The sequence below is a fragment of the Bifidobacteriaceae bacterium genome (assembly GCA_031281585.1).
In the GTDB taxonomy this organism is placed as follows: domain Bacteria; phylum Actinomycetota; class Actinomycetes; order Actinomycetales; family WQXJ01; genus JAIRTF01.
Genome location: JAITFE010000067.1, coordinates 30,416 through 42,224 on the forward strand (window position 1 = coordinate 30,416; position 11,809 = coordinate 42,224).

The 11,809-nt window shown below is 68.7% G+C and carries 9 protein-coding genes and 2 tRNA genes; 7 read left to right on the forward strand and 4 right to left on the reverse strand.

What is annotated here, in order from left to right; all coding sequences use genetic code 11:
* Positions 1-5: 5 nt before the first annotated feature.
* Positions 6-1,913 carry a DNA primase gene (gene dnaG / locus LBC97_07980; protein MDR2565985.1) on the forward strand — a complete coding sequence of 636 codons (1,908 nt, stop codon included), beginning with the start codon at positions 6-8 and terminating at the stop codon, positions 1,911-1,913.
* 2 nt (positions 1,914-1,915) lie between these two features.
* On the opposite strand, the gene LBC97_07985 is transcribed toward dnaG, so the two are convergent.
* Positions 1,916-2,221, reverse strand: a complete 306-nt coding sequence (locus LBC97_07985) for a DUF3467 domain-containing protein (GenBank protein MDR2565986.1) — start codon at positions 2,219-2,221, stop codon at positions 1,916-1,918.
* A 91-nt stretch (positions 2,222-2,312) separates the two neighbouring features.
* Here LBC97_07985 and LBC97_07990 point away from each other — a divergent pair, with 91 nt between their 5' ends.
* From LBC97_07990 to LBC97_08000, 3 genes are all read left to right on the forward strand, one after another.
* Complete coding sequence (locus LBC97_07990; protein MDR2565987.1) at positions 2,313-2,825, forward strand: hypothetical protein; 513 nt, start codon at positions 2,313-2,315, stop codon at positions 2,823-2,825.
* 15 nt (positions 2,826-2,840) lie between these two features.
* Positions 2,841-2,916, forward strand: a tRNA-Asn gene (locus LBC97_07995).
* A gap of 13 nt (positions 2,917-2,929) precedes the next feature.
* Positions 2,930-3,003, forward strand: a tRNA-Ile gene (locus tag LBC97_08000).
* Between the two features lie 62 nt (positions 3,004-3,065).
* Here the strand turns inward: LBC97_08000 and LBC97_08005 are convergent.
* Both LBC97_08005 and LBC97_08010 read right to left on the reverse strand, forming a co-directional pair.
* Positions 3,066-3,503 carry a transposase gene (locus LBC97_08005; GenBank protein ID MDR2565988.1) on the reverse strand — a complete coding sequence of 146 codons (438 nt, stop codon included), beginning with the start codon at positions 3,501-3,503 and terminating at the stop codon, positions 3,066-3,068.
* A 16-nt stretch (positions 3,504-3,519) separates the two neighbouring features.
* The gene (locus LBC97_08010) at positions 3,520-3,747 is read right to left on the reverse strand and encodes a peptidase C39 family protein (protein MDR2565989.1); all 228 of its coding nucleotides are present in this window, start codon (positions 3,745-3,747) and stop codon (positions 3,520-3,522) included.
* A gap of 245 nt (positions 3,748-3,992) precedes the next feature.
* Here LBC97_08010 and LBC97_08015 point away from each other — a divergent pair, with 245 nt between their 5' ends.
* From LBC97_08015 to LBC97_08025, 3 genes are all read left to right on the forward strand, one after another.
* Positions 3,993-5,207: an aminotransferase class V-fold PLP-dependent enzyme gene (locus tag LBC97_08015; protein MDR2565990.1), complete on the forward strand. Its 1,215-nt coding sequence runs from the start codon at positions 3,993-3,995 to the stop codon at positions 5,205-5,207.
* A 927-nt stretch (positions 5,208-6,134) separates the two neighbouring features.
* Positions 6,135-10,295: a choice-of-anchor M domain-containing protein gene (locus tag LBC97_08020; protein MDR2565991.1), complete on the forward strand. Its 4,161-nt coding sequence runs from the start codon at positions 6,135-6,137 to the stop codon at positions 10,293-10,295.
* A gap of 150 nt (positions 10,296-10,445) precedes the next feature.
* On the forward strand, positions 10,446-10,715 hold the full coding sequence (locus LBC97_08025) for a hypothetical protein (protein MDR2565992.1): 270 nt from the start codon (positions 10,446-10,448) through the stop codon (positions 10,713-10,715).
* On the opposite strand, the gene LBC97_08030 is transcribed toward LBC97_08025, so the two are convergent.
* Positions 10,646-11,716 carry a hypothetical protein gene (locus LBC97_08030; protein ID MDR2565993.1) on the reverse strand — a complete coding sequence of 357 codons (1,071 nt, stop codon included), beginning with the start codon at positions 11,714-11,716 and terminating at the stop codon, positions 10,646-10,648. The two genes, LBC97_08025 and LBC97_08030, sit on opposite strands and share 70 nt — an antisense overlap.
* Positions 11,717-11,809: the final 93 nt, after the last annotated feature.

The following is an 11,809-nucleotide window of genomic DNA, read 5'->3' on the forward strand; positions in this document are numbered from 1 at the left end:
GCTCCGTGGCCGGGCGCATCACCAAAGCGGACGTTGAGGCCGTCAGGGCCGCCGCCCAGGTGGACCAGATAGTCGGCGAGAGGGTCAACCTCAAACGCGCCGGCGTGGGCTCGTTGAAGGGCCTGTGCCCGTTCCATGACGAGCGCACCGCCTCCTTCCACGTGCGCCCGCAGGTGGGCTTGTGGCATTGCTTCGGCTGCGGCGAGGGCGGCGACACGATCGCCTTCCTGATGAAGGCGGACGGCCTGAGCTTCACCGAGGCGATCGAATACTTGGCGGGGCGCTACGGCATCACCCTGCATTACGAGGAGACGGCCCCGGGTCGGGAACGCGACCCGTCGGAGCCGACCCGCGCCCGCCTTCTGGAGGCGAACCGCTTGGCCGCCGAGTATTACGCCGAGCGGCTGGGCACGCCGGAGGCCCGGCCCGCGCGGGACTTCTTGCGGTCCCGCAACTTTGACCGGGTGGTCGCGGACCGCTTCGGGGTCGGCTTCGCGCCTGGCGGCTGGGACAATCTGACTCGCCACCTGCGGGGACGCGGTTTCCAGGAGGCGGAATTGGCCGCGGCGGGCCTGACCTCGCCGGGCCGCCAGGGGCCGGTCGACCGGTTCCGGGAGCGGCTCGTCTGGCCGATCCGGGACTTGACCGGCGCCGTGGTGGGTTTTGGGGCCCGGCGGTTGTCCGATGCCGCCGAGTCGGCCAAGTATCTGAACACCCCGGAGACGCCGTTGTACCGCAAGTCGCAGCTTCTATACGGCGTTGACCTGGCCAAGAAGGCGATCGCGCGGCGCCGGCGCGTGGTGGTGGTCGAGGGGTACACAGACGTCATGGCGGCGCATCTGTCCGGGGTGGAGGAGGCGGTGGCGACCTGCGGGACCGCGTTCGGGAACGACCACATCAGGGTGGTCCGGCGCTTGCTGGGAGACGTCGGCTCGCCGGCGTCTGGCGTGCAGATGTCGGACGGGGCCTCGGTCGGCGGCAAAGTCGTGTTCACCTTCGACGGGGACGAGGCGGGCCAAAAGGCCGCCATGCGCGCGTTCGGCGAGGAGCAGCGGTTCTACGCGGGAACCTTCGTGGCGGTGGCGCCCCAGGGGCAGGACCCGTGCGAGTTGTGGGTCGGCCAGGGCGAACAAGCCGTGCGGGACCTAGTCGAGGGCGCCGAGCCGATGTTCCGCTGGGCGGTGCGCACGGCCCTGAAGTCAGTGGACCTGGAGACTGCGGAGGGCCGGGTGGCCGGGATGCGGATGGCGGCGCCCATGGTGGCGGGAATCCGGGACGACGCGCTCAGGCGCGACTACACCCGGCTGCTCGCGGGCTGGGTGGGCCAAGACGAGGCGCTGGTGCGGCGCGAGGTGGCTGGGGTGCGGTCCGGGGGAAGGGGGCGGACGGCATCGGCCAATGGCGGAGGCGGCCCGGGCGGACGGGGGGAGGGCTGGCGGGCGCCCGTCGACTCGGTGGGGCGGTCGGAGCACGACGCCCTGGCGGCCGTGCTGCAACTGCCCCGGCTGGTGCCGCCCCAATTTGACGACTTGGCGGGAGACGTTTTCCAGGTCCCCGAACTGCGGGCGGTGCATGACGCGATCCGGGCCGCGGGCGGGGTGGGGGCGGCCCAAGCCGAGGGCGCGGACCCGGCGGCGTGGATGGCGGAGGTTCGGGAACTGGCCGCGCCGCCGGTGGCCGGGGTGGTCGTGGCCCTCGCGGTGGAAGCGCTGCCGATCCGCGAGGGAGGCGAGGCCGACTACGTGGCGGGAGTGGTGAACGGGTTGCGGCAACTCGGGATCACGCGGCGCCTGGGGGAGTTGCGCTCCCGGCTGGGCCGACAGGACGCGGCGGGGGACGCGGCGGGAAGGGCCGCGACGCTGATGGAAATCAATGAGTTGATGCGCAGCCGCGACGAACTGCGGCCGGACTGAGGTCAGACCTCCTCGGGCGGGAACGCGCCGGGCTCCGGGGGCCGCTTGCCGTGCTGCTTCTCCCAACTCGACAGCTGCTGTTCCAGGGCTTTCATCAGCTCGAACACCTGCGCCGGGGGAATGCGGACGCGGGCGCCCACCACGGCGGTCAAGACCACCTGGCCGGATTCCCGCCGGGGCGGTTCCAACAGGGCCGCGAAGTCCAGCACGAACGCATCGTTGGTGTGCCAAGCGCGGACGAAGTCGGCGTAGACGCCGGTTTCCAGTTCGGTCGGAAGCTTGATCTGGATGCGCTGCTCAGTTGCCATTGGCAAATCCTATCGACCCGGCCCGCGCCGCCAGTCAACGACGGGCCGCGCGCCTCGGCGACGCGGGCGGGCGCGCGGGTAGGGTGGCGGGATGGTTTACGTGCACGTTGACAAGCCGCCGGGCCACCTGATCGCCGCCTTGGGTTTGCCGCGCGGCGCCAAGGTCCTGGCCGTCGCCGCCTTGCCCGATGCCGTCACCTGGCTGATCGCCGCCAACCTCGGTTTGGGCGTGGCCAGCACCGAGGCGCAGGAGTTCCACCCGTGGGATCAGATTGAGCGCGCGAAGATGCGACCCGCTGACGGCGTGCTAACGGTCACCTACTCCGACACCCGGCGGACCGTAGAGTACACGCTGCGTTCGAAGGACAAACGCTTCGCGTCGATTGTCAACGAACGGGTCAAGGCGTCGGTGGTGGAGGTTGAACACGTGCCCGTGGACGGCGGCCAGGTGATCGTGGCGCTGCGCCGCCGTCCCACCGACCAGTCCGTTTACCTCCAGGAACTGCCCGGTCCGGGCGTCGACCCGGCGGTCGCGGAGCCCTTGGTGCGGGCCGCGCGCGCCCGCCTGGGCGAAGCCGCCGGATTGCCGAGCGGCACCTGGTAAGCTGTAGCCCGCCCTTCCCGGCTAGCTCAATCGGCAGAGCATCTGACTGTTAATCAGAGGGTTACTGGTTCGAGTCCAGTGCCGGGAGCCACCCGCCCAGCGCGGGGCCAGTAGCTCAGCCGGTCAGAGCAGCGGACTCATAATCCGCCGGTCGCGGGTTCAAGCCCCGCCTGGCCCACCGTGGACAGGCGGTCCTCGTCTGGGGGGTGTCTCGGAGGCAGGTTGTGATTCCGGCGAGGACTATCCCGGCCCAGTAGTTGCGGGCATGTCTGTCGTAGCGGGTGGCCGGCCGCCGAGGGAGCCTTTGGCTTTGCGCCGGGCGATCTGGTCCGCCCTCTCCGGGATCGTCGCTCTGATCTTCTCGGTCCGAAGCGTCCGCCTGGTCGAGGGATGCGAGAACGCCTTGTCGGCGATCACCCGGCCGACTCGGCAGCCGGTCTGGCCCAGGACGTCGAACAGGCGGGGATTCTCGCCGGCCTGGCCGGGCGTGACGACCACCGAACGCAGATGCCCGTCGCCGTCGACCACGACGTGCGCCTTCGTGCTCCACCCGCCCCGCGAATGCCCAAGCGCGTGGCCTCCGGGCTCGGCGCCGGTCTCCTTGTAATTCGGGTCAGCCCCCTTTTCGCTCCCCGGCCGCGTGCTGATGCGCCCTCGCCACGCAACCCACCATGCCACGCCACAACGCCAACCCCTATGAGACACGCCCCAGACGGCTGGCCGCTAGCGCCAAACCGTAGTTGTCGCAGGCGGGCATAGTGATCGCCGCACGCCACAGGTCGATTTCTTGGGCACGGTCTGGCCGAGCGGACAGCCCGCGTGCCTCCAGCGCCATCAGCAAAGCGATTGACCCGCAGGTGACCAAAGTGGTTTGGCGGCAATAGCCGAGTTCCCGCGCAGGTCCCGGCGAGGCGCGGGCCACCGAATTGGGAGGATGGCTCGACCCGGTCCATGGTGAGCCTCGGATGACGGACCGGGGACCGGGTACTTGGTTATCGCGCCCAAGAACCGGCAGAACCTGGTCAAGGCGCGGCGCCGCCCTTGGGGCGGCCATGAACGCTGAGGGAAAGCGAGCGCTTTCACTTTGCCGCGTAAAGGCGGCGAGATGAAGCCCAGGCCGGCTTTACAAATGGGCATTTCCGCGTGGCGTCGCCCTATGTTGGCGGGGTGACTAATCGCCCGGCTCGGGATGACCCGGCAACTCTCCGGTTCGCTAGTGCGGCTGTCCACGCCGGTAACGCCGTCGATGAGGGAACTGGCGCGATCCGTTCGCCGCTCATAATGGCCAACTCCTATGCGCTGCCGGAAGATCCTTCAGCGCTGTCATGGTCGGCTGCCGACGGGCTGCTTTACACTCGCAACTCGGGGGCGAACCAACTTGGGTTGCAGCGCAAAGTCGCCGCCTTGGAGGGCGGCGAGGACGCCGTGGTGTTGGCCTCGGGCGTTGCGGCGTTGCACGCGGTCTTCTTCACTTTCCTGCGGACCGGCGATCATGTGGTGGTGGCGGATGTGACATATGAGGCCACGTGGCGGTTGTGGGCGGAGTTGTTGCCCCAGAAGTATCAGATTGACGTTGCGTTCGTGGACGCGGCCGATGAGGCGGCAATGGCCGGGGCGATTGGGCCGCGCACCAAGCTCGTCCATGTCGAGACGATTGGCAATCCCACCACCAAGGTCAGCGACATTGGCGCTGCGGTGCGCCTGGCGCACGCGGCGGGAGCGCTGGTCAGCGTTGATTCGACGTTCACGCCGCCGCCGTTGTACCGACCTTTGGACGACGGTGTCGATCTGGTGGTCCACTCATTGACCAAGTACATCAACGGACACGGCGACGCCATGGGCGGCGCGGTCGTCGGGCGGCGCGACTTGATCGAGCCGATCAAGGCCGACGCGATGGTGGACGCCGGTGGGGTGATCTCGCCTTTCAACGCTTGGCTGATCCAGCGGGGATCGGTCACGCTACCGCTACGTCTAGCTCAGCAGCAGGCATCAGCGGCACGTGTGGCGGCGTTCCTAGAAGCCGACCCGCGCGTCGCCTACGTTTACTATCCGGGTCTTGCATCGCATCCCCAGCACGAGTTGGCGACCCGCCAGTTCGGTGGGCGCGGCCACGGCGCCATGATCGCCTTCGCGCTCGACGGGGACCGTGACACCCAGAATCGGTTCGTCGCCAACCTTCGGCTTATCACATCAGCGGTGTCATTAGGCCACGACGAGTCGCTGATAGTCCACATCGGCGCAACCGGGCCACGCGTGACCGCCTACTTCGAGCCGATTCGCCGCTTCGGCCAACTCCGCCTGTCAATCGGCCTAGAAGACCCCGAAGACCTGACCGCCGACCTGGCCGCAGCCCTCGACCAAACCTTCGCCCCCGGCCGTTAGCGCGCGTCTGGGGCCTTGCCGGGCGGAACTACTCGGCTCGGCGCGTGGATGCCTGCCGGCCTGGGGGTCGATCTTGGCTTGGCGCCTGTGGGGACTGGGTGGTGGCGGACGGCGGTGTCATGACAGTGGCTGCGGTCTTTGACTGGCCAAATGACGGGCGCGACGCGCGGTTGGGGTATTCGAAGCTCGTGCCAGCCGCGCCGGCCGGGCAATGGTAAGAGTGCTGGCTCCGGGCTTGGCCGGTGGCGGTGGAGAACGACCAATTGCTCAAAGCGGTGGTGGGGCTCAGCGCACACATTGACGATCAACTCAGCGTTGGGCGGTTCGGTTTGCCGCCGGACGATTTGACAGCGGCTTCAGGGGCCTGGCACAGTTATCCCCAACGCGAACGATTATCATTCCTACCGGGGCGGCTTTCGTCCCCGCGACCGACGGGGCGAGGTGGACATGCGGTTGCTCAGACGTGGCGGCACCCGCCCGATGGCGCGCGCGGTCGCCCGCCGCTCAGACCCGGCAACCGGGTTCGCGGCCGGCGCGCACCTGCACGGCCGCAGCCACCTCGGGCGCGGCGGGGCGCCCCGGTGCGGCTGCGGGCCTGCCACCCCGGCAGGGGAAACCCGCCAAGACCCTTCGTGGGCTGTGCGCGCCGGCGCGCCCGTCCCGGCCCGCCAACGGCACGCCTACGTCAGAAGCCACTTCATCTACTCCGACCGAATGGCCCACACGTTCCGCTAGCCCAACACCCAGCCCGCGGCCAAGCCACGGGCGCCCGAATACCGCAGCGGAACGAACCAACGGCCGCCAGCCTGCTCGCAGCACCGCCACCATCACGGCGACGCCCTGTATCGGGGGCGAATCGCCACGCACCGTGCCACACGGCCACGGTCAATCCAAGAACTAGCAAGAAGGAAGAATCCAGAGAGCACCATGACCCCAACCCGACTGCGGCGAGACCGCACCTCGACCATCCGAACCACCTCGCTCCTTTCGATCTCGGCACTCGTCCTCGGAGGCATCTCCTTCCTTAGCAGCACACCGGCCATCGCCGACGAACCCGCTGCGGCGGTGGAGCGGGCGGTGGTGGATTCGGGTTGGGCGTTCCTGGATACGACGTTGGTCGATGGTGTGCCGACGCTTGGGCTGGTGCGCAGCGAGCACTCGACGACGACGAACGCGGCGGCGAACCCGGTTTCCTATGACCTGGACGAGGTCGTGGTGCGGATCGACGACTCGCACAAGACGGTGCTGCCGAGTGACGACACGCTGGCGGGGCAGAGCTGGCGGGAGTTCGGCCCAGCAGGCGCGGAGGTCTGGGAGACTTCGAGCACCACGGCGTTCAGCTCATCGTCCTTCCCCTCTAGCGACTTCCTGGTGGCCGGCTACAACGCACGAGGGATCCCGAAGTCCGCTTTGTCGTCGGGCAACGATCGGGTGACGATCGAGGTCGAGTCGTTCGCCGGGCCTGGCCGCTGGTATTCCGGCGCCGGCTCTGCGACCGTCAACACGATGTCGACCAGTCGCCTGGACAGCTTCACCGAAGGCGGAACGGTGTCGGTTCCGGCGGCGAATGCCGGTCGACACTACTGGGACTTCACCGCGGCCGGGGTCTACTGCATCAGTTTCACCGCGACCGTGACGCTCGCCAGCGCGACCGAGCCGGTGACCAGCCAGCCCGGAACCCTGCGCATCATCGTCGGCGAGGTCGAGAACTGGGAAACCGCCGCCTGCGGCAGCGGCGAGGAGGAGTACGTTCCGCCGGAGATCGATCTCATGGACCCGGCGAACAACTGGCTGCTTCCGAATGCGCACGCCGATGTCGCGGCCAAGCTCGAGAGCGACGGCTCGCTCGGTCTGCATCTTCGCAGCGGTCGTTGGTGGGAGTTCGCCAACACGATCGTATTCATGTCCGACGCGACCGAAGTCACAATTCCAGAGCCGACCGCGACCCGTGACTATACCTTCATCGCCCCAGCAGGGTCGACGGTCTGGCGACTGTCCAAGGCTCCGATCGACTATGCGACGTGGCTCGGGTTTTCGTCCGAGCACATCAGCGACGCCGACTTCGAGCGACTGCTGACCTGGCAACTCTATGGCGTGGCGGGAATCGACGGTGGCGCCGCGCCCGGCGAGTTCGTGCTCGGTGCTGAAGAGTCCCTTGTCGCGGCCGGCGGTAGTCCCATTTTCTCGACCAGGCAAGGCATGCCGCAGGCGCTCCAGATGATCCCGGCCGCCTGGGCGCACAGGCACGCCTCATGGGACTTCACCGCGCCGGGGGTCTACTGCCTCGACATGGGGATGAGCGGCCGCCTGCCGGATGGCACGCCGGTGAGCGACCGCCAGGTGATGACAGTCGTCGTCGGCGGCGACAGCCTCAATCCGAAGTCCATGCAGACCTGCATGCAGGCTGGCATCACCGCGACCGACACCCCGAGCGCCAACACCACGCTGGCCCTCGACACGGATGCCCCCATTGTGCTCCGACCCGAGAGCACGTCGCGAACCCTTACGACGATGCTGAGGCCGACCGTGAGCGACGGCACGCTGACGGTGGATCTCGTCGTCGAGGACCAGTTGAGCGGCGGAACCGCCTACGATCCGAACGATGTCGTGATCCCAGTCCGCGCGCCCGGAGATGCGGGTCAACAACTGGGGGGCTCACGCCCGTGGGACGGGTCTGCTGGTGATCGCTACTGGGCGCTCAACGGTGCCGTCGGTCGGGTTTCGCTCGGCTGGGATGCGACTAGGCTCCCGACGAGCGCCATTAGTGGCGACCTTGGCTGGACGATGACTGAGATCGCCGGCGGGGATCTCATCCTCAGCGACAACTACACGTCGGTGTCTCATCAGCCGGTCTTCAGCAGCCGTGCTGGATACGAATCGTATTCCTACCCGATCTGGCCGGAGACACGGGTTGAGGATCCTTCGTGGGTCTTCAAGTCAACCGGGGTGTATTGCGTCGCCTTCGAGTGGTCAGGCACTGCGGCCGGCGGCGCTTCGCTGGGGCCGGTGCAGAAGACGTTGACCTTCGCCGTGGGCGTCGATCCCGCCAAGATCATCCCGTGCTCGTGGGAGGGTGGCGGCGATCAGGGCGGCGGAGATGATGACGACCCCGACCCGGGCGAGGAGGTGCCGGACGATTGGTCGCAGCTCCCGCTGTCCGGGCGGCATGTGCTCGACGGCGGTCACGTCGACATTCGTTCCGTGTTGACTGCGAGCGAGCACACCGTGGCGGTGCATGACGACAACACCCAGCCTGCGACGCTGCGCGCGGTCGGCGAGGTGACATTCTCGGTGCCGCCGGCGGCCGAGCAGACGGTCCCCAGCGCCGAGTTTGCGTTCCTGGGAGCAGAAGGCGACTCTGTGTGGACTCTGCCGCAGACCGCGCAGGCGGGCCTGGTTTGGCCGGGCTGGAACCTGGAACTCGGTTCGGGCTCGACGGCGACCGGTGTGCGGTGGGTCTTGGACGAGGTCACCGGTCCGGGTGGGTTCGCGCTCTATCAAAGCCTCAGCTTCGGTGATGTCTCGGTGCTGCTCGACAGCGACGATCCAGAGAACAGCGCGTTCGAGGTCAGTCAGCACGGGCACGGGAACTGGGCGTTCACTGCCGAGGGGGTCTACTGCGTCGACCTGACGGTATCCCCGGTTCCTGCCGCCGATGGCCTGGACCGAGCGGTCACGCTGCTGTTCGGCGTCGGCGGCGTCGACCCGGAGCGGGTCACGCCGGAGCAGTGCGGTAAAACTCCCGCGCAGATCGTCGGGTCAGAGCCCACGCCGGACCCGGCTGTGCCGGCCACACCAGGCCAGCCAGGTATCACCACAGACGGCTCCACCGTGTCGGTGACCTGGACGGCGCCCGATGACGGCGGTTCCGCGATCACCGGCTACACGGTGGTGCTTGCCGGCGCGTTCGGGGTCCCGTTGGTGGTGGCGGCGGCCGCGGACGCGACGTCGGTTGTGTTCACTGAAGTGCCTGCCGGTTCTTGGACGGCGACGGTGGCGGCCGTGAACTCGGTTGGGTCCTCGGAGCCGTCGTCGGCGTCCAACGCGGTCACGGTCGCCTCGGCCCCAGAAGACCCAGCAGACCCGGACCCGGACCCTGGCCCTGAGCCGACCGTGCCGGCGGCGCCGGCGGCGCCTAGTGTGGTTGTGGACGGGGATGCGGTGACTGTTAGTTGGGTCGCTCCGGACGATGGGGGTTCCCCGTTGACCGGGTTCACTGTGAGCCTTCTGGGCGGAGGTAACCCGCTGGTGCGGGATGTGGGCGGGGATGCCACCTCGGCCCGGTTCGCCGGTGTTGATCCGGGCGCCTACCGTGCCACGGTGATCGCGGTCAACGCCGTCGGCGCGTCGGCGGCTTCCCCCGAATCAGCGCCGGTGACAATCGAACCCACCGCCTCAGAACCCGGTCCCGGCGAACCCGACCCAGGCGAAACAGACCCTGGTGACCCCGATCCCGGCGAACCCGACCCAGGCGAAACAGACCCTGGTGACCCTGGTCCCGGTGAGCCTGATCCCGGCGAGCCCGGTCCCGGTGACCTTGACCCCGGTGAGCCCGGTCCCGGCGAGCGCGATCCTGGCGACCCTGACCCTGGTGACCCTGACCCTGGTGACCCTGACCCTGGTGACCCTGATCCGGAGGTGGCTCCGGTGCCTGAGGGCGAGTTGACGGATGCGTCGCGCGGTGGGGTGGACGTGCCGGACGCGGCGGCGCCTGGTGCCCAGATTGTGGTCACGGTGCCCGGGCGCGCAGGCCAGCGGGTGCGGGTGTGGCTGCATTCGGCCCCGGTTCTGTTGGGCACGGTCACGTTGGACGCGGATGGCCGGGTGGTGGTGACCATCCCGGCTGGCACGCCGCTAGGCGACCACCGGGTCGTGGTGCAGGCGCTGGACGGCTCCCTGGTCGGGTGGGACGGCATCGTGATCCGCGCGGCCTCCCATCCGGCCGACCCGGACCCGGGCGACAAGGCGCTTCCCGTGACGGGCGCGGACGTGAGCTGGCCGCTGATCGGGGCGGTCGGGCTGTTGCTGCTCGGAGCGTTCGCGCGGATCAGGGCGCGCGAACACGGCGCCCGCCCGGCGAACGCCTGACAGACCGCGTCCGCCGGCCGCCGGGGCCCCCGTCGCGGCGCCCGGCGGACCCGGCGAGTCCGGGGCGCTCCGGCTGGGGCGCGCAACCGCAAACGCCGACCCTGAGCAGAGCGGCACTGCACAGACACGTGTGAATCGACGCGAGCGCGTTTGCGACGCCTCGGCCGCGCGGTCGAATGCCACCGGGCGCAAGGCGCCGTCACAAACGCCACCGCAGCCGTCTCCAACGCCTTGGACGCCGTCCTCGCGGCCAGCGACACCGGGATCACCGAGGACGCCTCTCGGGTTGAGAACGCCGCCAGCGACCTAGCCGCCGAACTGGCGGCCACCGCCCTGGGCCGGGCCGGGGGTCAGGCGGTCGGGTCGGTGACCGCGCCCAGGGAGAGCGGAACCCCCGTCTCCAAATCCACTATCCCGTAGACGAACGGGCGGTCAAACTCGACCGTGAACGGGTTGGCGGCCAAGTGGGCCGATTGAAGCATCGCGACCAGGGTGGCGGCGGCCGCTTCGGTGCCGGTCTCCTCCACCTTGATGACACCCTGGTGGAAAGCCTTGTCGACGTGCCCCGCGTTGGGCGCTATCCCGCTGAAGTCGGCGTTTTCGCCGAAGGCGTCGACCAGGCCCAACGACTGGAGAATCGGGATCAAGTCGACCGGGCCGCTGTCCGCCTCCCACTTCGGCAGCGTGATCGTCAACTCGGTGCTGGGCACGCTCTGGGCAAGCCACGCCCCCAACTGCGCGCCGTTCCAGTCCACTGAGCCAAGGCCGCCGCTTGGCATCACCGCGACCATCGCCAGGCTCGACGCGGCATAGGGAAGAACCGCGCCCAACGTGCCATCCGGCAGATTGATGTAGGCGGCCCCGTCCGTGGCCTCAAGCACCGCGTGCATCAACTGAGCCTGGACCACCTCGCCGGACGGCAAAGTGAAATCGCCCTCGGCCGTCAAGGGCTCGTCGAATGGCTGCGCCCAAGACGCCTTCAGATAGAGCGCGTTGACCAACGCGATGGTTGTCGCTGGGTCCAATTGGTCCACCAGCCTCGGGATCAGCTCGTTGGTCTTGTCGGAAACCCAAGCATTAATCAGGTCCACGGTGTCCGGGTCGGCGAACGACACGTCTTTGACCTCCGCGGCGTAGTTTTCACGGGCATTCGCCTCAAACGAAGGGTCCGCCGAAAGCCGATCAGGGTCGAACCAAAGCGAGTCGGCCACCGTAAGCAACGGGAGGACCGGTCCCCAATCGTCGCCCTCCCGTGTCCCGTTGTACCCGGACCAGGCCGCGATCAGTTCGGCCGCGCGGGCGTTCGCGCCCGCCCGGTCCATGCCGAGGACCTCGGCGAATTGGCGCTCGGTCTCGCCGCGCGCGCCTTCGCCCGTCATGGCCAGGGCGAAGAAAAAGGTTAACTCCTGGCAGGTGGTCAAAAGGTAACCGGCAAGCGTCCGCCAATCCGATCGCCTGGGGCCTGCCCATCCGATCCGCCGCGCCGCCCGGAACGCGCCACAGATCCGGCAGAA

Bases quoted from the DNA above. Each gene is read 5' to 3' on its own strand.
- LBC97_07985 (MDR2565986.1), bottom strand. From the start codon at position 2,221: ATGGCAACTGAGCAGCGCATCCAGATCAAGCTTCCGACCGAACTGGAA.
- LBC97_07990 (MDR2565987.1), top strand. From the start codon at position 2,313: ATGGTTTACGTGCACGTTGACAAGCCGCCGGGCCACCTGATCGCCGCC.
- LBC97_08020 (MDR2565991.1), top strand. From the start codon at position 6,135: ATGACCCCAACCCGACTGCGGCGAGACCGCACCTCGACCATCCGAACC.